This window comes from Enterobacter sp. 6722112, from assembly GCF_058661685.1.
In genome coordinates this window covers 3,168,484-3,187,669 of record NZ_JBZWGR010000007.1, presented here as the reverse complement: position 1 = coordinate 3,187,669, position 19,186 = coordinate 3,168,484, and the positions used below count along the sequence as shown (strand labels likewise).

Below are 19,186 nucleotides of genomic sequence, written 5' to 3'. Positions count from 1 at the left end.
TAATAAGAAAGAGAAGCAGTATAACGTTACGTGACGCCTGCTCCAACCGTTGCATAACAACAAAGGCGCCTTCATGTTATACTCCGGCAAAATTCTGTGTATGTGTCGCCCAGGCGACCTAACGTTTCTACCCCAGGCGAGAGACAATGTTTGATAATTTAACCGATCGTTTGTCGCGCACGCTGCGCAACATCAGCGGCCGTGGACGCCTCACCGAAGAGAACATCAAGGAAACGCTGCGCGAAGTGCGCATGGCGCTGCTGGAAGCAGACGTCGCGTTGCCGGTCGTGCGTGATTTTATCAACCGCGTGAAAGAGAAAGCGGTTGGCCATGAAGTGAACAAGAGCCTGACTCCGGGTCAGGAGTTCGTCAAAATCGTCCGTAACGAACTGGTTTCGGCGATGGGTGAAGAGAACCAGGTGCTTAACCTGGCGGCTCAGCCGCCGGCCGTCGTACTGATGGCGGGTCTGCAAGGTGCGGGTAAAACCACCAGCGTTGGTAAGCTGGGGAAATTCCTGCGCGAAAAGCACAAGAAAAAGGTGCTGGTGGTGTCGGCGGACGTGTATCGCCCAGCGGCGATCAAACAGCTGGAAACGCTGGCCGAGCAGGTTGGCGTAGACTTCTTCCCGTCCGACGTGGCGCAGAAGCCTGTCGACATCGTTAACGCGGCGCTGAAAGAGGCGAAGCTGAAATTCTACGACGTGCTGCTGGTGGATACCGCCGGTCGTCTGCACGTTGACGAAGCGATGATGGACGAAATTAAGCAGGTGCATGCCTCTATCAATCCGGTAGAGACCCTGTTTGTTGTTGACGCCATGACCGGTCAGGATGCGGCGAACACCGCAAAAGCGTTTAACGAAGCCCTGCCGTTAACCGGCGTGGTGCTGACCAAAGTCGACGGCGATGCCCGCGGCGGTGCGGCGCTCTCTATTCGTCATATCACCGGTAAGCCAATCAAGTTCCTCGGCGTGGGCGAGAAAACCGAAGCGCTGGAGCCGTTCCATCCGGATCGTATTGCCTCCCGTATCCTCGGCATGGGCGACGTGCTGTCGCTGATCGAAGATATTGAAAGCAAGGTTGACCGCGCGCAGGCGGAAAAACTCGCCAGCAAGCTGAAAAAGGGCGACGGTTTCGATCTGACCGACTTCCTTGAGCAGCTGCGTCAGATGAAAAACATGGGCGGCATGGCAAGCCTGATGGGCAAACTGCCAGGCATGGGCCAGATCCCGGACAACGTCAAATCCCAGATGGATGACAAAGTGCTGGTGCGTATGGAGGCCATCATCAACTCGATGACGCTGAAAGAGCGCGCGAAGCCAGAAATCATCAAAGGTTCCCGTAAACGCCGTATCGCAGCCGGTTGCGGCATGCAGGTGCAGGACGTTAACCGCCTTCTGAAACAGTTCGACGACATGCAGCGCATGATGAAGAAAATGAAGAAAGGCGGCATGGCGAAGATGATGCGCGGCATGAAAGGCATGATGCCTCCCGGTTTTCCTGGGCGTTAATCGCTTTTGAGATTGCTTTTTGCCCGAAAATGAGTAAAATTTTCGGGCTTTTAATATGACACCCGGGCTCCGTTCCTCGATGGGGCCCGGTTGTTTTATTCACACAAGAGGATGTTATGGTAACTATTCGTTTAGCTCGTCACGGCGCTAAAAAGCGTCCGTTCTACCAGGTTGTTGTGACTGACAGCCGTAATGCACGCAACGGTCGCTTCATCGAGCGCGTTGGTTTCTTCAACCCACTGGCCGCTGGCGCAGAAGAAGAAACCCGTCTGGATCTGGATCGTATCGCTCACTGGGTTGGCCAGGGCGCTACTGTTTCCGATCGCGTTGCTACGCTGATCAAAGCAGCAAACAAAGCAGCTTAATCTGTCACGGTGGTCATGATGAGCAATAAAGCACCTGTTGAACCGATCGTATTGGGAAAAATGGGTTCTTGCTACGGTATCCGTGGTTGGCTCAGAGTGTTTTCCTCCACTGAAGACGCTGATAGCATTTTTAATTACCAGCCCTGGTTTATCCAGAAAGGCGGTAAGTGGGAAGAGGTCGAGCTGGAAAGCTGGCGTCACCACAATCAGGACATCATCATCAAGCTGAAAGGCATTGACGATCGTGATGCCGCGAATGCGCTGACTAATTGTGAAATTGTCGTGGATTCGTCGCAGTTGCCACAGCTGGAAGAGGGTGACTACTACTGGAAAGACCTTATGGGTTGCCAGGTAGTGACCACTGAAGGCTACAGCCTGGGGAAAGTCATCGACATGATGGAAACCGGGTCAAATGACGTTCTCGTCATTAAGGCAAACCTGAAAGATGCATTTGGCATCAAGGAGCGGTTGGTTCCGTTCCTCGATGGACAGGTTATCAAGAAAGTCGATCTCACTACTCAAACCATTGAAGTAGATTGGGATCCTGGTTTTTAAATTCTCCGGATAAACGGTAAAAGACGGCGCTATGTGGATTGGCATAATTAGCCTGTTTCCTGAAATGTTCCGCGCGATTACCGATTACGGGGTAACTGGCCGGGCAGTAAAGAATGGCCTGCTGAGCATCCAGAGCTGGAGTCCTCGTGACTTCACGCACGACCGGCACCGTACCGTGGACGATCGTCCTTACGGCGGCGGACCGGGGATGTTGATGATGGTGCAACCCTTACGGGACGCCATTCACACAGCAAAAGCCGCGGCAGGTGAAGGCGCGAAGGTGATTTATCTGTCACCTCAGGGACGCAAGCTTGATCAAGCGGGCGTGAGCGAACTGGCGACGAATCAAAAGCTGATTCTGGTCTGTGGTCGCTACGAAGGGATAGATGAGCGTGTAATTCAAACCGAGATTGACGAAGAATGGTCTATCGGCGATTACGTTCTCAGCGGTGGTGAGTTACCAGCAATGACGCTGATTGACTCCGTTGCCCGGTTCATTCCGGGTGTACTGGGCCATGAAGCTTCGGCGACAGAAGATTCGTTTGCCGATGGATTGCTGGACTGTCCACACTATACTCGTCCTGAAGTGTTAGAAGGGATGGAAGTCCCGGCAGTATTACTGTCTGGAAACCATGCCGAGATACGTCGCTGGCGTTTGAAGCAGTCGCTGGGCCGAACCTGGCTTAGAAGACCTGAACTTCTGGAAAACCTGGCTCTGACTGAAGAGCAAGCAAAGTTGCTGGCCGAGTTCAAAACTGAACACGCACACCAGCAGCATGAACATGATGGGAATGCGTAATACGCTCCCGAATATCAGTTTACCCAGGATAAGAGATTAAATTATGAGCAACATTATTAAGCAACTTGAACAAGAGCAGATGAAGCAGGACGTACCTTCCTTCCGTCCAGGTGACACCGTGGAAGTGAAAGTATGGGTTGTTGAAGGTTCCAAAAAACGTCTGCAGGCATTCGAGGGCGTGGTTATCGCTATTCGTAACCGCGGTCTGCACTCTGCATTCACTGTTCGTAAAATTTCCAACGGCGAAGGCGTTGAGCGTGTCTTCCAGACTCACTCTCCGGTAGTTGACAGCATTGCTGTTAAACGTCGTGGTGCTGTACGTAAAGCTAAACTGTACTACCTGCGTGAGCGTACTGGTAAGTCTGCTCGTATTAAAGAGCGTCTGAACTAAGATTCGCTTAAGCGACATCCTGTTAGAAAGGGCTGGCCGAAAGGCTGGCCCTTTTTTTATCCCATCGCACCTCTCGCGTTAACCCTTCCGTCATAAATCATTTACAATGTTCGCCTCTTGGGTGGAGGGTAAGTGGATAACGTACTGCATCAGCATAGCTGGAAACGCGCAGCGGCATTGACCGCGCTGTTTGCGATCCTGCTGATCGTCGTGGCGCCGCTGATCTCCGTCTCGCTGCAAAAAGATCCCATGAGCGCCATGCCGGGCATGCACCACGACATGAGCATGATGTCGATGGACGAGCATCATGGTGATATGCCGCATTCTATGCCAGTTGACCATGCGGAAGCATGCGGCTACTGCGTGCTGTTAGCGCATGTGCCGGGCGTGATGCTGGCGCTTATCGTTCTGCTCAGCGTGGTGTTGCAGCGGCTGCGCGTGAAACCGCCTCGTCAGGCGGTCAGCCACTGGCACTTTTTCCCCTGGCTTTACCCCGATACCCGCGCGCCGCCGCGTCGGTCTGCTTTCTCCCTTTAAAACAAAATCACTCACTTTTTGCCTTAAAAAGGAAAAGTATGACTACCTGCACTCCGCGCGCGGCATGGGGAAACCTGCTGCGTCGCCTCCATTTCTATATCGGGCTGTTTGTCGGTCCGTTTATCTTCTTCGCAGCGCTGACCGGAACGCTGTATGTCGCCACGCCGCAGCTTGAAAAGGCGCTGTACCATCATGCACTCCACACGGATGCCGTGGGTAAGGCGCAGCCTCTTGCTGAACAAATTGCCGTGGCGGAAAAGGCCGTGGGTTCAGCGCTGCGTTTACATGCTGTACGTCCGGGGCTGGAAGAGGGCGAAACGACCCGCGTGATGTTTGCCGACCCGGCGCTGGGTCCCTCCGAGCATCGGGCTATTTTTATTGATCCCACCAGCCTTGAGATTCGAGGGGATATGACCGTGTACGGCACCAGCGGGATTTTACCGCTGCGTCAGACTATCGATTATCTGCATACCTCGCTGATGCTGGGCAACATCGGGCGCCTCTATAGCGAGTTAGCCGCCTCGTGGATGTGGGTTGCTGCCCTGGGCGGGATCGCGCTGTGGTTCTACACCCGACCGAAGCGCCGTATTAACAATCGTTTCCAGAATCGTCGTCGCCTGCATGTGATCTTAGGCTGGACGTTACTGGCGGGAATGCTGCTGTTCTCAGTCACCGGGTTAACCTGGTCACAATGGGCCGGTGGCAACGTCGATAAGCTGCGTGCAGAGATGAACTGGCTGACGCCGCAGGTAAATACCACCCTTTCCGGTGCGCCGGAAATGAGGGATGAACACGCCGAACATCGTGGTCATCACGGGGAAATGACGATGCCTGAAATGCCAGTCAAACTGTCGCTTTTTGACAACGTATTGCAGGTCGCCCGCCAGTCAGGGATTGATGCGAACAACGTTGAGATCCGTCCGGCAAGCAGGGTCGACCAGGCCTGGACGGTGACGGAAATCGATCGCCGCTGGCCAACGCAGGTTGATGCCGTTGCCGTGGATCCCCACTCACTGAAGGTGCTGGACAGCACTCGCTTCGGGGATTTCCCGCTGATGGCTAAACTCACCCGCTGGGGCGTGGATTTCCATATGGGGATCCTGTTTGGTCTGGCAAATCAGCTGCTGCTCATCGCGTTTGGCGTTGCGCTGTGTGTGTTAATTATCTGGGGATACCGGATGTGGTGGATGCGTCGCCCTGCAACGTCAGCCGCGAATCCGGTACAGACGCTCTGCCAAAGCTGGCTGGCATTGCCGCTGTGGGGAAGGGGAATGACGTTCCTGATAAGCCTCCTGCTGGGGCTGGCGTTGCCGGTAATGGGCGTCAGTCTGGCGGTCTTTATTGTGATTGACTGGCTGCGCTGGCGAGCAGGTTCAGGCGTGTCGCTCGCCGGAACAGCCGTTAAATAGCCTTAAGGCGTGCTGATGACTACCGCAACCCGGCGGTTTTCAGCGCGCCCCTGCGCAGTGCGGTTGCTGCTGACAGGGTATTTTTTGCCTAAGCCCCGCGTAGTGAGATTGCTGCGCGGGATGTTCGCGCCCTTCGCCCAGGCATCCGCCACAACATTGGCACGTTTTAACGAAAGCGCTTCGTTGTAGCTCTCTTCGCCATAGTTATCCGTATGGCCATCCATCCTGGCGTGGTTCAGACCGGTTGCCGCCAGGCGTGAGGCCATAGTCTGGATCTGCGTTTCACTTTCCGGGCGCAGCCTGGCGTCATTTTTATCAAACAGGATCTTATCCGACAGGCCCAGAGACCAGTCGCCATTCAGTTCGTTAAAGCCGTAGGATTTCATGGCCGCAATTTGCTCTGGCGTGAATTTTCCTTCAGGGGATGACTGGCATCCGGACATTACCAGTGATGCCAGTATTAACGGCGCAAAGTATCGCTTTAACATATCGTCTTCCTTTCAGGATATTGTTTTCGAACGCTGGTTTTTGACCAGATACATATTGCGATCGGCTTGCTCCAGTAATGCTTCAACGGAGGCATTTTCCCACGCCAGAGCAAAGCCAATGCTGAGGGACATTGATGCTGTGTGCCCGTTATGCAGATCAAACGGACGGATAAATTGCTGCGACAGCGCAGCGCAAATAAATTCGACCTCACGTGCGGTGTGGACGCCGTAAAGGATCATGGCAAATTCATCGCCGCCAAGACGGTAAGACTGATGACGTTTTTCGCCAAACTCGACCATCCTTTTGGCGGCTTCGATCAGTACGCAGTCACCCGCGGCATGACCCCAGGTGTCATTGATAACCTTGAAGTTATCACCGTCCAGGAAGAGCAGGGCAGAATTGGTTTTTGCTGAAGCGTCGTTCATTAATGCCGCAATGTTGTTGCGAAACGCGGCGCGGTTTGCAAGCCCCGTGAGCGGATCGTGCATGGCGGTACGCAACAGTTGAGCGTTTTTCGCCTGTAGCTTGAGCTGCCACTCTTCCATTTCATCCAGCAGGCTGTTGAAGTCTTCACCAAACTGGTGGAACTCTTCAATGCGGCCTTCCGTTACCCGGCGAGAGAAGTTGCGGTTAGTGCGAACGTCATGCACAACATCAGTGATGTTTTGCATTTCAACAACCATGCCATGATGTAGCGAGCGGGTGATGGTCAATGCGACGGCAGAGGCAAAAAGAATGCAGCCGGTGAGGACCGCAAATGAGAGCCAGATAAAGTGGCTAATCAGGCTGTCTCGCGCGGTCAGACGAATTTCGCCAATCACATTGCCGTTATGTATGATGGGCTGTGCGACAGGAACAGGGAACAACCACCGGTTGACCAGCGCGCCCAGCGTGTCGGTATTATCCGCCGGGTTCCATGACCACCAGGCAAACCGTTTATGATGTGCGTTAAGCACTTCCGCCACGGCAAACTGTCCCTGCTTGCCGAGGGTCGCCAGCGTTTCATTTGCCGCCACGGCATCGTTGAACACCAGAGAGGCTTCAAGGCTGTGGCTCATGGTGGCGCCGGTAAGTTCGAGGTTTTTTTGCGCGTATTGCTTTAATGTCACCACGGAAGCGAAACACAGCAGCAACCATATAAACGTCATCGTTATAATGACGCTTATCATGCTGATTCGTCGCAACGTTCTTTTAAACGTCGGACGCGGTGTTGGTGCGACTTCCTTATTCATGCTTCTTATTCCGTGCGAGCATTAATACATCCGGATTGACTCTTACGCCACTGCGCGCCAGCGCATCCAGATTTACGGAAAACCTGACGAGGTTGTGCTCTATTATCAGACAAAATGCGCTGCCAATAACGCATTCAGGATTTTGTTCTGACATTAATAGCAACGCCTGGCCCTGATATTGATTTATTATTTCCTGTTGTTTTGCCGGCGACTCGCTCCCGAAATAGAGGGCATCACACCTTGCTGCGAGTGCTTCCCGATCGCTATGCACAATGACAGGACTATAGGGCAACGGGTTGTGTTCATCTTCACTGCTGAGCGCCTGTCTGTAATGGGAAGAGGCATAAATACAGAGCTTAGGCTGGCCGGACAGTGCTGGCCATCGGGTGTAGCTCACAATGCCAGAAACAATCGAACGTACTGATTTATCCGTTTCCGTGTACGAGCCTGCCGTTGCAGGGGCTACTAAAATGAACAGTATTAGCGCCAGGGGGAGTCGGAGCAAAGCGATCAAGATTGCATTTCTCATCAGAATCCGCCAAACCGCCCCGGAAATAGATGTCCTTAAGAATTGTCGGCAGAATACCATTGTTTATCAAAGCCGTCATTATGTCAGAAATATCCCTGTTTTGACCTAAGCTAAATCTTACAGTGAGCTATATTCAGAGGAATTAAGGCAGGCTCAATTAAGCCTGCTGGAACGCATACTTTCATCCAATCCTTGTTGCCAGGATTCATGCAGTTTTACTGCATTTTCAGTTGCATCGCAGCTGGCAGGAAATGATTTGCCCGCTAATCCCCAGGCGTGAATAAAGCCCTCTTCGCATATTTTTTTCTGTCCGTCAGCGTAGCCACGAAGATATTCCGCTCGATCAACCTGAGGGTCATTAAAACTATCGGCCAGAGCCTGGTTATCTTTAACCGGAACACCATTCATAGCGTCTTCTTTACCGGCCGTGAACCAGTCCGGGCTGGTCCAGTCAGGCTGAAAAGTATAAGGATTGATCTGGCAACCCGACAAAATCAGCGACAACAACATAAAAATAATTGAACGCATGGCTATTCTCCTTTTTGTGAGCATAGCCTGACTTACAGGCGTGCGTGTGTAATTTTAACTTTACGAATTTAGGCCATGATTTTTGCAATTAAAGGGTTGATGTAAAGTAATGTGTACGTATTTTGGATTGAAATCTTTACTTAATGTGATATCGTTGTGTCACCTCTTCGAGGAAAACCACTATCGCAAACGAGTTTGACAGGATCGCAATCATGCAAAAAGACGCGCTGAACAACGTACATATCACTGACGAACAGGTGTTAATCACCCCGGATCAACTGAAGGCGGAATTCCCGCTGAGCGTCGCGCAGGAAGCTCAGATTGAGCACTCGCGCCAGACCATTTCTGACATTATCGCTGGCCGCGATCCGCGCCTGCTGGTGGTATGTGGTCCTTGCTCTATTCACGATCCTGAAACCGCCATTGAGTACGCTCGTCGATTTAAAGCATTAGCGGAGGAGGTCAGCGATAGCCTCTATCTGGTGATGCGCGTCTATTTTGAGAAGCCACGTACGACCGTTGGCTGGAAAGGGTTGATCAACGATCCGCACATGGATGGCTCGTTTGATGTGGAAGCAGGACTGAAAATTGCGCGTCGCCTGCTGGTGGAACTGGTGAGCATGGGGCTGCCGCTGGCTACCGAAGCGCTGGATCCGAACAGCCCGCAGTACCTGGGCGATCTCTTCAGCTGGTCTGCGATTGGGGCGCGCACCACCGAGTCACAAACCCACCGCGAGATGGCGTCTGGCCTGTCTATGCCGGTTGGTTTTAAAAACGGTACCGACGGCAGCCTGGCGACGGCGATTAACGCCATGCGCGCCGCCGCCATGCCCCATCGTTTTGTCGGGATCAACCAGGCGGGCCAGGTATGCCTGCTGCAAACGCAGGGCAACCCGGACGGGCATGTGATCCTTCGCGGTGGTAAAGCGCCAAACTACAGCCCGGCGGATGTCGCGCAGTGTGAAAAAGAGATGGAACAGGCGGGACTGCGTCCGGCGCTGATGGTAGATTGCAGTCATGGTAATTCGAATAAAGATTACCGTCGCCAGCCTGCGGTTGCAGAATCTGTGATTGCTCAGATTAAAGATGGCAACCGTTCAATTATCGGCCTGATGATTGAAAGTAATATTCATGAAGGCAATCAGTCATCGGAACAGCCGCGTAGCGCGATGAAGCCCGGCGTCTCGGTCACCGATGCCTGCATTAGCTGGGAAACCACCGATGCGCTGCTGCGTGAGATCCACAAAGATTTGAACGGCCAGCTGGCGACGCGTCTGGCATAAGAGGGTAGTTATGGTTGCTGAATTGACCGCATTACGCGATCAAATTGATGAAGTGGATAAGGCGTTGCTGGATCTTCTGGCGCGCCGCATGGCACTGGTTGCTGAGGTCGGCGAGGTTAAAAGTAAATACGGACTGCCGATTTACGTTCCGGAGCGTGAGGCCTCTATGCTCGCCTCCCGCCGTAAAGAGGCGCAGGCCCTGGGCGTATCACCTGATTTGATTGAGGACGTCCTGCGTCGCGTGATGCGCGAGTCTTATTCCAGCGAAAACGACAAGGGCTTCAAAACCCTCTGTCCGTCGCTGCGCCCGGTGGTTATCGTCGGTGGTGGCGGGCAGATGGGGCGTCTGTTTGAGAAAATGCTGACGCTTTCTGGCTATCAGGTGCGTATTCTGGAGAAAGAGGACTGGTCGCACGCGCCGGAGCTGATGAAAGACGCCGGAATGGTTATCGTCAGCGTGCCGATCCATGTGACGGAGCAAATAATCGCGAAACTTCCTCCGCTGCCGGAAGATTGCATACTGGTGGACCTGGCCTCCGTTAAAAATGGTCCGCTACAGGCAATGCTGGCGGCGCACACTGGCCCCGTGCTTGGGTTACACCCGATGTTTGGCCCGGACAGCGGAAGCCTGGCGAAGCAGGTAGTGGTTTACTGTGACGGACGGCAGCCGGAAGCCTACCAGTGGTTCCTGGAACAGATCCAGGTCTGGGGAGCACGTTTGCACCGCATTAGCGCGGTAGAGCATGACCAGAACATGGCGTTTATTCAGGCGCTGCGCCACTTTGCAACCTTCGCCTATGGGCTGCACCTGGCGGAAGAGAACGTTCAGCTTGAACAATTGCTGGCGCTTTCCTCGCCAATCTATCGTCTGGAGCTGGCGATGGTCGGGCGACTGTTTGCCCAGGATCCGCAGCTTTACGCCGACATCATCATGTCGTCTGAAAATAATCTGGCGCTGATCAAGCGCTATTATCAGCGTTTTGGCGAAGCGATCACCTTGCTGGAACACGGCGATAAACAAGCCTTTATCGACAGTTTCCGTAAAGTGGAGCACTGGTTCGGTGATTACGCCACGCGATTCCAGAGTGAAAGCCGCACGCTGTTGCGCCAGGCAAATGACAGTCGCCAGTAATGCGATGATGTATATACTGAAAGCCAGCATTGCTGGCTTTTTTCATTTTGGGGAACTGTCATGGCTGAACCGCAGCTGCTGTTGAACTATACCGGGCATCTGCCCGAATGCCCGACGTGGAGTGCAGAAGAGAAGGCGCTCTACTGGGCGGATATCCTGGAAGGGGAGATCCATCGGTACCATCTGCCCACCGCGGAACACTCGGTGCTCTCATTCCATGAAGAAGTTGGGTGTTTTGCCCTGCGTGAACGCGGCGGATTTATCGTCGCGATGCGAAACGCCATCTGGCTGACCGATAAGCACGGCCTGCTACAGCGTAAAGTTTGCGATAACCCATCCAACCCGCAGCTTGCACGCTTTAACGATGGCGGTACCGATCATCAGGGACGGTTTTATGCGGGCACCTTCTGGGGGCCGGGAGATTATAACGGCGCCATGCTGATGCGTATCGACAACGACCTGACGCCGAAAGTGATCCAGTGCGATATTCACGGGCATAACGGTTTAGCGTTTAGTCCTGACAAACGATGGATGTTTACTTCTGATACGCCGAACGGTGTGATCTACCGTACGCCGCTTGATGAGCAGGGGGAACCCGGTAAGCGCGAAGAGTTTCGCCGGTTTAGCGAGGGAGAAGGTATGCCCGACGGAGCGGCAATGGACGAGGAAGGCTGCTACTGGAGCGCACTGTTTGACGGCTGGCGTATCGCACGGTTTTCACCGCAAGGCGAACAGCTGGAAGAGTACCGGCTGCCGGTACGCTGCCCGACAATGGTCTGCTTTGGCGGCGACGATATGAAAACGCTGTTTATCACCACCACGCGGGAAAATATGGAGGCGGAGGAGCTGCGGAAATATCCGCTTTCCGGTGCCATCTTCACCCTGCCTGTAAATGTGGCAGGGATGAAGAAAAGCCGCTTTATCGAACGTTAAGCCGGATCGACCGGGACCACGTTTTCGCTCGGATAGCAGCCCAGCACTTTCATGGAGCGTGTGATCTCGCCCAGTTCGCGCAGGGCTTTCTGCATGGACGCAGACTCCAGGTTGGCCTGAACGTCGAGATAAAACATTTCTTCCCACGGGTTGCCATGTATTGGGCGGGATTCCAGCTTCGTCATGATCAGGTTGTGATTACGCAGCACCAGCAGCGCTTCAACCAGCGCACCCGCCTGCTGGCCGGTCGCCATCAGCAGGGTGGTTTTCGCCGGGACCTGGTCCGACACGTTGATGGCCTTGCGGGCCAGAACCACGAAACGGGTGATATTCTGCGTCTGGTTGGCCAGATTGCGTTCCAGCACCTGTAAGCCATACAGCGCGCCGCCCGCTTCGCTACCGAGAGCCGCGACGGCAGAAGAGTTTGCCTGCGCCACTTTTTCCATCGCCGCCGAGGTGCTTTCGGTGTATTCAATTTTCCAGTGCGGATAACGGTTCAGGAACTGGCTGCACTGCTGGAACGGCTGCGGGTGGCTGTACACCGTTTCGATCTGACTCAGATCGGTTGAGCCAGAGACCAGCACGCAGTGATCGATAGGGATAGTCAACTCGCCGACTAACGACAGGCTGGTGTGCTGGAGCAGATCGTAAACATCGTTGATGGCACCGGAACTGGTGTTCTCAATAGGCACTACGGCGTAATCTGCCTGGCCGGTTTCGACCTGGTTGAAAATGTCTGCAAATTTCGCGCAGCCGCTCTCAATAAACTCTTCGAAATGGCGGGCTGCGTACTGGCGAGCTGCCAGGTGAGAATAGGACCCTTTCGGGCCGAGGAAAGCGATACGAGCAGAGTGCGGGTTGGTTTTGTTCAGATGCTGCTGGAGCAGGGCTTGTTGCGTCAGAACGGAGTCTTCGATGATGAGCTGGAACAGGCGGGTGATGTAGTGCGCATCCAGATGATGCGCTTTGCCGAGTTGAATCAACCGTTCCAGTAAATCACGTTCGCGATCGATATCGCGCACCGGCCGATGGGACTCGAGCTTGGCTTTGCCCACTTCAACGGCGAGCGCGCGGCGTTCTGCCAGCAGGGCCAGTAATTTTTCGTCGAGTGCACTGATTTTTACGCGTAAATCCAGGAGCGGGTTTTCCGGTGTCATAGTGTTGTCTGTCTCATTTTATCGTTATCAATAAAAAAGGCCTCCCGGTGTGGGAGGCCTTGTTGTTCGTCTTCGCATTCTTTATCACACGACGAAACGCCTCCCGGTCAGGGGAAGGTAAAAAAGAATGCGAAGAAAAACGGCGTCTGTTTCATAAGGTCATCCTGAAATTGATAGGTTAAAGTACCTGCACTGTTTTGATCCTGTCAATAAAAAACGCGCCCGAAGGCGCGTTGTCGGTACACTCAATTTTAGAGGATTACTCTTCTTCAACTTCTTCCGCGAAGCTGGCGTCTTTCACCGAGGTTGCGGCGCGACGTGCTTCACCTTTGTGTTGCACTTTATTGAGCTGCCGTTCCAGCTTGTTGATCAAATCGTTAATTGCGGTGTACATATCCTCGTGTTTTGCGCTGGCGACCAGATGGCCGTTTGGAGTATTGATAGTTGCATCAGCGATGAAACCCTGCGGCTCCTTGGACAGGATGATATGTGGATTAATCAAATGTGTTTGCCATTTATCCAGTTTGGCGAGACGGTCTGCGACGTGCTGGCGGATTGCCGGAGTAATTTCCATTTGTTTACTGGTAATGTTCATTGTCATAAATTTTACCTCTTGTCTTTCCGTCTTGGTGATTCCAGCATACCCGACCTAATGTCAAAATGTGTGATTTAGATCACGTTATTTTGTCGGTTTTTGTCAGGGAATCTTTTTTGTGAGGCAGGGCAGGAAGAGGTGAGATTTACCTTGTCGAAGCCAACAATTGCGGTCATAGTTGAATGGATGTGTTGAAGCTAAACCGCTTCAGCGTAAGTGTGAAAGAATAAAAAAACGGCAGCCCGCGGGCTGCCGTTATGCGTTGTAGCGGTATCAGGTGTTGCTGCTGTTCGCGGCGATGATTTTCGCCACTTTGTCAGCCTGAGCCGTCATCTGCATCTGGCGATACGCATTTTCCATCAGCTTCAGGCCATCACGCGTGGCCTGGGTATCCGGATAATCACGCAGCATGCCTTCTACACGGTTAACCACGGCAACCCATGCGCCACGGCGGGTGTAGTATTCCGCAACGGAGTACTCATATTTCGCCAGACGATCTTTCAGGAATACCAGACGCTTAGTGGCATCGGTAATGTACTGGCTGTTCGGGTAGCTACGCACCAGTTTGGAGAAGTCATTGAAAGCATCACGCGCATGTTGCGGGTCACGGTCGGAACGATCCACCCCGAAGAAGCCCTGCAATGCACTATCATCCAGCGCCATGTTAGTCAGGCCGCGCATGTACATCACGTAATCGATGTTAGGATGGGTAGGGTTCAGACGCATGAAACGATCGATGGTTGCCTGAGCCAGCGGCAGATCGGCATTTTTGTAGTAGGCGTAGATAAGATCTAACTGTACCTGCTGCGAATACGGGCCAAACGGATAGCGATTATCCAACGCTTCCAGTTGCGTTATCGCCTGTTTCCAGTTACCGTCCTGCAACTTTTGTTGTGCAGTCGCATAGATTTCATTCGGCGGATTGTCAGGGACCTGTTCATTCGAACCGGAGCAGCCCACCAAAGCCAGGCTCAACGTGGCCGCTGCCACCAGATATTTCATGCGCGTCATGACGTTTTGACTTTCCTCAAATGTTTGTCCGGGAGAAACTCAGTTCCTGCTCCCGATTAAGACCAGCTACAATAGCACACTATATTAAACGGCAAAGCCGTAAAACCCAACGTTAAACGAAGAAGCAGTTTATGGCACAACGAGTAGAACTCACCGCAACAGTCTCCGAAAATCAGCTCGGTCAACGCTTAGATCAGGCTTTGGCCGAATTGTTCCCTGATTATTCGCGTTCACGCATAAAAGAATGGATCCTTGACCAGCGCGTGCTGGTAAACGGCAAGATCTGGGACAAACCAAAAGAGAAAGTGTTTGGTGGGGAAGCTGTCGCCATCAATGCTGAAATCGAAGAGGAAGTCCGCTTCGAGCCGCAGGATATCCCGCTGGATATCGTCTACGAAGATGACGACATTCTGGTCATCAACAAGCCGCGCGACTTTGTTGTTCACCCGGGCGCGGGCAATCCTGACGGTACGGTACTTAACGCTCTCCTTCATTATTATCCGCCGATTGCCGATGTACCGCGTGCCGGTATCGTTCACCGTCTGGATAAAGACACCACGGGTCTGATGGTGGTGGCGAAGACGGTTCCCGCCCAGACTCGCCTGGTGGAATCGTTGCAACTGCGCGAAATCACCCGTGAGTATGAAGCGGTGGCGATTGGTCATATGACCTCTGGCGGCACGGTGGAAGAGCCTATCAGCCGTCACCCAACCAAGCGTACGCATATGTCCGTACACCCGATGGGCAAACCGGCGGTAACCCACTACCGCATCATGGAACATTTCCGTATTCATACGCGCCTGCGTCTGCGTCTGGAAACCGGGCGTACTCACCAGATCCGCGTGCACATGGCGCATATTACCCATCCGCTGGTGGGGGACCCTGTTTACGGCGGTCGTCCGCGTCCACCAAAGGGCGCATCGGATGAATTCATCTCCGTGCTGCGTAAATTCGATCGCCAGGCGCTGCATGCGACGATGCTACGTCTTTACCACCCAATCACCGGAATTCAGATGGAATGGCATGCGCCGATCCCACAGGATATGGTGGAACTTATCGACGCGATGCGCGCAGATTTCGAAGAACATAAGGATCACGTGGACTGGTTATGACCAAACTGATTGTCCCGGAATGGCCACTGCCTGAAGGCGTGGCCGCCTGTAGTTCAACCCGTATCGGTGGCGTGAGCCAGGGCGCGTGGGAGTCACTGAACCTCGGTGCGCACTGTGGTGATAACCTGGAGCACGTTGAAGAGAACCGTAAACGCCTCTTTGCTGCGGGAAACCTTCCTTCAAAACCGGTCTGGCTTGAGCAGGTGCATGGTAAAGCGGTGCTGAAGCTGACGGGGGAGCCCTATGCGTCTAAGCGCGCCGATGCTTCGTACAGCAATACGCCGGGAACGGTTTGCGCGGTGATGACTGCTGATTGCCTGCCGGTGTTGTTCTGCAATCAGGCAGGGACTGAAGTGGCTGCTGCCCACGCCGGATGGCGAGGCCTGTGCGAAGGCGTGCTGGAAGAGACCGTTGCCTGCTTCCATGACGATTCTGCAAATCTCATCGCCTGGCTTGGCCCGGCGATTGGCCCGCAGGCGTTTGAGGTAGGGCCCGAAGTGCGGGATGCCTTTATGGAAAAAGATCCGCAAGCGGTCGAAGCGTTTGTGGCTTCCGGAGATAAATATCTGGCCGATATTTATCAGCTTGCCCGCCAGCGCCTGAATAACGTCGGCGTGACCCAAATCTTCGGCGGAGATCGCTGTACCTTCACCGAAAAGGGTGATTTTTTCTCCTATCGCCGCGACAAGACGACAGGTCGTATGGCAAGTTTCATTTGGCTGATATAACCTAAAGAATCAAGACGATCCGGTACGCGCCGTTTTCTTTTCACATAATTCAGGTTATTAACCTTGAATAATTGAGGGATGACCTCATTTAATCTCCAGTAGCAAATTTGACCTGTTATGGGAGGAGTTATGCGTCTGGATCGTCTTACTAATAAATTCCAGCTTGCTCTCGCCGATGCCCAGTCCCTTGCACTGGGGCACGACAACCAATTTATCGAACCTCTTCATTTAATGAGCGCCTTGCTGAATCAGGAAGGGGGATCGGTACGTCCTTTATTAACGTCCGCTGGCATTAATGCCGGCCAGTTACGCACCGCCATCGATCAGGCGCTGAGCCGTTTACCGCAGGTAGAAGGTACCGGCGGCGACGTGCAGCCGTCGCAGGATCTGGTGCGCGTGCTGAACCTTTGCGACAAGCTGGCGCAAAAACGTGGGGACAACTTTATTTCGTCAGAGCTGTTTGTTCTGGCGGCGCTTGAATCACGCGGTACCTTAACCGACCTGCTGAAATCCGCCGGTGCAACCACCGCTAATGTGACCCAGGCGATTGAGAAAATGCGCGGAGGTGAAAGCGTGAACGACCAGGGAGCCGAAGACCAACGTCAGGCTTTGAAGAAATTTACGGTCGACCTGACCGAACGTGCCGAGCAGGGCAAACTTGACCCGGTGATCGGCCGTGACGAAGAAATTCGTCGGACTATCCAGGTACTGCAACGTCGTACCAAAAACAACCCGGTGCTGATTGGTGAGCCTGGCGTCGGTAAAACCGCCATCGTTGAAGGGCTGGCGCAGCGTATCGTTAATGGCGAAGTGCCCGAAGGGCTGAAAGGCCGTCGCGTACTGGCGCTGGATATGGGCGCGCTGGTGGCCGGGGCGAAATACCGCGGTGAATTTGAAGAGCGTCTGAAAGGCGTGCTGAACGATCTGGCGAAACAGGAAGGTAACGTCATTCTGTTTATCGACGAACTGCACACCATGGTGGGGGCGGGTAAAGCTGACGGCGCAATGGATGCCGGGAACATGCTGAAACCTGCGCTGGCGCGTGGTGAACTTCACTGCGTCGGCGCCACTACGCTGGACGAGTATCGTCAGTACATTGAAAAAGATGCCGCGCTGGAGCGTCGCTTCCAGAAGGTGTTTGTCGCTGAACCAAGCGTTGAAGATACCATCGCCATTTTGCGAGGACTGAAAGAGCGTTATGAGCTGCACCATCACGTGCAGATCACTGACCCGGCCATCGTTGCGGCGGCGACGCTTTCGCATCGTTACATTGCCGACCGTCAGTTGCCGGATAAAGCCATCGACCTTATCGATGAAGCGGCGTCCAGCATCCGTATGCAGATTGACTCGAAACCGGAAGAGCTGGACCGACTCGATCGCCGCATTATCCAGCTCAAGCTGGAACAGCAGGCGCTGAACAAAGAGTCTGATGAAGCGAGTAAGAAACGCCTCGATATGCTCAACGAAGAACTGGACGAGAAAGAGCGTCAGTATTCTGAGCTGGAAGAAGAGTGGAAAGCTGAGAAAGCCTCCCTCTCTGGCACCCAGACAATCAAGGCGGAGCTGGAGCAGGCGAAAATTGCCATTGAGCAGGCGCGTCGCGTGGGGGATCTGGCACGGATGTCCGAGCTACAGTACGGCAAGATCCCTGAGCTGGAAAAACAGCTAGAGATTGCCACGCAGTCGGAAGGCAAAACCATGCGTCTGTTGCGTAATAAAGTGACGGATGCCGAGATTGCCGAAGTGCTGGCGCGCTGGACGGGTATTCCTGTGGCTCGCATGATGGAAAGCGAACGTGAGAAACTGCTGCGTATGGAGCAGGATCTGCATCAGCGCGTCATTGGACAGAACGAAGCGGTCGAAGCGGTATCTAACGCCATTCGTCGTAGCCGTGCGGGGCTGTCCGATCCGAATCGTCCAATCGGCTCGTTCCTTTTCCTGGGGCCAACCGGTGTCGGTAAAACTGAGCTGTGTAAAGCGCTGGCTAACTTTATGTTCGACAGCGATGACGCGATGGTGCGTATCGATATGTCCGAGTTTATGGAGAAACACTCCGTCTCGCGTCTGGTCGGTGCGCCTCCGGGATATGTCGGTTATGAAGAGGGCGGTTACCTGACGGAAGCGGTTCGTCGTCGTCCTTATTCCGTCATCCTGCTGGATGAAGTGGAAAAGGCTCATCCTGACGTGTTTAACATTCTGTTGCAGGTGCTGGATGATGGGCGTCTGACGGACGGGCAGGGAAGAACGGTCGACTTCCGTAACACGGTGGTGATCATGACCTCGAACCTGGGTTCCGATTTGATTCAGGAACGCTTCGGTGAGCTGGATTACAGCCATATGAAAGATCTTGTGCTGGGTGTGGTCAGTCAAAACTTCCGTCCGGAGTTCATCAACCGTATTGATGAAGTGGTCGTGTTCCATCCGCTGGGCGAGAAACACATCGCGTCGATTGCGCAGATCCAGTTGCAGCGTCTGTACAAACGTCTGGAAGAGCGTGGGTATGAAATCCACATTTCCGACGATGCGCTGAAACTGCTGAGCGAGAATGGTTACGATCCTGTTTATGGTGCGCGTCCGTTAAAACGTGCTATCCAGCAGCAGATCGAAAACCCGCTGGCACAGCAAATCCTCTCTGGGGAGCTGGTTCCGGGCAAAGTTATTCGTCTGGAAGCCAACGACGATCGCATTGTGGCAGTGCAGTAAGTCACAAAACGCAAAAACGGGCCGCTTGCGGCTCGTTTTTGTTTAAAAACCAGGCGAAAATTGAGGTCTGGGATGTGATTTGCCTGGAAAATGAGCGGTCAGGAAATAATTTTCACTTTATCCTTGCAGGTTCGGAATTACTCCCTATAATGTGCCTCCACTGACACGGAACAACGGCACGCAAGCCGCC

At 53.6% G+C, this 19,186-nt stretch carries 21 protein-coding genes and 1 other annotated feature; of the genes, 13 read left to right on the top strand and 8 right to left on the bottom strand.

The window, feature by feature from the left end:
• Nucleotides 1-146: 146 nt before the first annotated feature.
• The 7 genes from ffh (at nt 147) to AC4OVU_RS16585 (ending at nt 5,564) form a co-directional block, all read left to right on the top strand.
• Complete coding sequence (ffh, locus tag AC4OVU_RS16615) at nt 147-1,508, top strand: signal recognition particle protein (protein WP_003863132.1); 1,362 nt, start codon at nt 147-149, stop codon at nt 1,506-1,508.
• A 116-nt stretch (nt 1,509-1,624) separates the two neighbouring features.
• Nucleotides 1,625-1,873, top strand: coding sequence for a 30S ribosomal protein S16 (gene rpsP / locus AC4OVU_RS16610; RefSeq protein WP_003863133.1), 249 nt, complete (start codon nt 1,625-1,627; stop codon nt 1,871-1,873).
• 15 nt (nt 1,874-1,888) lie between these two features.
• Nucleotides 1,889-2,428 (top strand): ribosome maturation factor RimM, encoded by a 540-nt coding sequence (gene rimM / locus AC4OVU_RS16605; RefSeq protein ID WP_032609925.1) that lies wholly within the window; start codon nt 1,889-1,891, stop codon nt 2,426-2,428.
• A gap of 31 nt (nt 2,429-2,459) precedes the next feature.
• Entirely contained in the window at nt 2,460-3,227 is a 768-nt protein-coding gene (trmD, locus tag AC4OVU_RS16600) for a tRNA (guanosine(37)-N1)-methyltransferase TrmD (RefSeq protein WP_014832949.1), read from the top strand.
• A 43-nt stretch (nt 3,228-3,270) separates the two neighbouring features.
• A complete protein-coding gene (gene rplS / locus AC4OVU_RS16595) occupies nt 3,271-3,618 on the top strand; it encodes a 50S ribosomal protein L19 (RefSeq protein ID WP_002914145.1) in 348 nt (115 codons plus the stop codon).
• Nucleotides 3,619-3,750: 132 nt separating this feature from the next.
• Complete coding sequence (locus AC4OVU_RS16590) at nt 3,751-4,155, top strand: DUF2946 domain-containing protein (protein ID WP_017382958.1); 405 nt, start codon at nt 3,751-3,753, stop codon at nt 4,153-4,155.
• A 38-nt stretch (nt 4,156-4,193) separates the two neighbouring features.
• The gene (locus tag AC4OVU_RS16585) at nt 4,194-5,564 is read left to right on the top strand and encodes a PepSY-associated TM helix domain-containing protein (protein ID WP_491928752.1); all 1,371 of its coding nucleotides are present in this window, start codon (nt 4,194-4,196) and stop codon (nt 5,562-5,564) included.
• Nucleotides 5,565-5,566: 2 nt separating this feature from the next.
• Here the strand turns inward: AC4OVU_RS16585 and AC4OVU_RS16580 are convergent, their stop codons facing one another.
• The 4 genes from AC4OVU_RS16580 to AC4OVU_RS16565 form a co-directional block, all read right to left on the bottom strand.
• Nucleotides 5,567-6,052, bottom strand: a complete 486-nt coding sequence (locus AC4OVU_RS16580) for an OmpA family protein (protein ID WP_017382956.1) — start codon at nt 6,050-6,052, stop codon at nt 5,567-5,569.
• Nucleotides 6,053-6,064: 12 nt separating this feature from the next.
• On the bottom strand, nt 6,065-7,285 hold the full coding sequence (gene dgcN / locus AC4OVU_RS16575) for a diguanylate cyclase DgcN/YfiN (protein WP_017692859.1): 1,221 nt from the start codon (nt 7,283-7,285) through the stop codon (nt 6,065-6,067).
• Nucleotides 7,278-7,814 (bottom strand): regulatory sequestration protein YfiR, encoded by a 537-nt coding sequence (yfiR, locus tag AC4OVU_RS16570; protein WP_032672087.1) that lies wholly within the window; start codon nt 7,812-7,814, stop codon nt 7,278-7,280. The genes dgcN and yfiR overlap by 8 nt, the downstream gene beginning before the upstream one ends.
• A 153-nt stretch (nt 7,815-7,967) precedes the next feature.
• Nucleotides 7,968-8,342, bottom strand: coding sequence for a DUF2799 domain-containing protein (locus AC4OVU_RS16565; RefSeq protein ID WP_032669369.1), 375 nt, complete (start codon nt 8,340-8,342; stop codon nt 7,968-7,970).
• Nucleotides 8,343-8,554: 212 nt separating this feature from the next.
• Between AC4OVU_RS16565 and aroF the strand changes: the two genes are divergently transcribed.
• From aroF to AC4OVU_RS16550, 3 genes are read left to right on the top strand one after another with little or no spacing between them, the layout of a single operon-like run.
• Entirely contained in the window at nt 8,555-9,625 is a 1,071-nt protein-coding gene (gene aroF / locus AC4OVU_RS16560) for a 3-deoxy-7-phosphoheptulonate synthase AroF (protein WP_006811632.1), read from the top strand.
• A gap of 10 nt (nt 9,626-9,635) precedes the next feature.
• A complete protein-coding gene (gene tyrA, locus AC4OVU_RS16555) occupies nt 9,636-10,757 on the top strand; it encodes a bifunctional chorismate mutase/prephenate dehydrogenase (RefSeq protein WP_006811631.1) in 1,122 nt (373 codons plus the stop codon).
• A gap of 60 nt (nt 10,758-10,817) precedes the next feature.
• Nucleotides 10,818-11,690, top strand: coding sequence for an SMP-30/gluconolactonase/LRE family protein (locus tag AC4OVU_RS16550; protein ID WP_110292309.1), 873 nt, complete (start codon nt 10,818-10,820; stop codon nt 11,688-11,690).
• On the opposite strand, the gene pheA is transcribed toward AC4OVU_RS16550, so the two are convergent.
• The 4 genes from pheA to bamD all read right to left on the bottom strand — a co-directional run bounded on the left by pheA (nt 11,687) and on the right by bamD (nt 14,453).
• The gene (gene pheA, locus AC4OVU_RS16545) at nt 11,687-12,847 is read right to left on the bottom strand and encodes a bifunctional chorismate mutase/prephenate dehydratase (protein WP_015571567.1); all 1,161 of its coding nucleotides are present in this window, start codon (nt 12,845-12,847) and stop codon (nt 11,687-11,689) included. The genes AC4OVU_RS16550 and pheA overlap by 4 nt on opposite strands.
• Nucleotides 12,848-12,877: 30 nt before the next feature.
• Nucleotides 12,878-13,003: a sequence feature (Phe leader region), on the bottom strand.
• On the bottom strand, nt 12,955-13,002 hold the full coding sequence (pheL, locus tag AC4OVU_RS16540) for a pheA operon leader peptide PheL (protein ID WP_100229775.1): 48 nt from the start codon (nt 13,000-13,002) through the stop codon (nt 12,955-12,957). (Overlaps the previous feature by 48 nt.)
• Before the next feature lie 103 nt (nt 13,004-13,106).
• Entirely contained in the window at nt 13,107-13,448 is a 342-nt protein-coding gene (gene raiA / locus AC4OVU_RS16535; RefSeq protein WP_003863162.1) for a ribosome-associated translation inhibitor RaiA, read from the bottom strand.
• A gap of 267 nt (nt 13,449-13,715) precedes the next feature.
• Nucleotides 13,716-14,453, bottom strand: a complete 738-nt coding sequence (gene bamD / locus AC4OVU_RS16530; RefSeq protein ID WP_003863164.1) for an outer membrane protein assembly factor BamD — start codon at nt 14,451-14,453, stop codon at nt 13,716-13,718.
• A gap of 131 nt (nt 14,454-14,584) precedes the next feature.
• Between bamD and rluD the strand changes: the two genes are divergently transcribed.
• From rluD to clpB, 3 genes are all read left to right on the top strand, one after another.
• Nucleotides 14,585-15,565, top strand: coding sequence for a 23S rRNA pseudouridine(1911/1915/1917) synthase RluD (gene rluD / locus AC4OVU_RS16525; protein WP_017383977.1), 981 nt, complete (start codon nt 14,585-14,587; stop codon nt 15,563-15,565).
• Nucleotides 15,562-16,293 carry a purine nucleoside phosphorylase YfiH gene (gene yfiH, locus AC4OVU_RS16520; protein ID WP_023304261.1) on the top strand — a complete coding sequence of 244 codons (732 nt, stop codon included), beginning with the start codon at nt 15,562-15,564 and terminating at the stop codon, nt 16,291-16,293. The genes rluD and yfiH overlap by 4 nt, the downstream gene beginning before the upstream one ends.
• A 129-nt stretch (nt 16,294-16,422) precedes the next feature.
• On the top strand, nt 16,423-18,996 hold the full coding sequence (gene clpB, locus AC4OVU_RS16515; protein ID WP_017692862.1) for an ATP-dependent chaperone ClpB: 2,574 nt from the start codon (nt 16,423-16,425) through the stop codon (nt 18,994-18,996).
• The last annotated feature ends 190 nt before the right edge of the window (nt 18,997-19,186 follow it).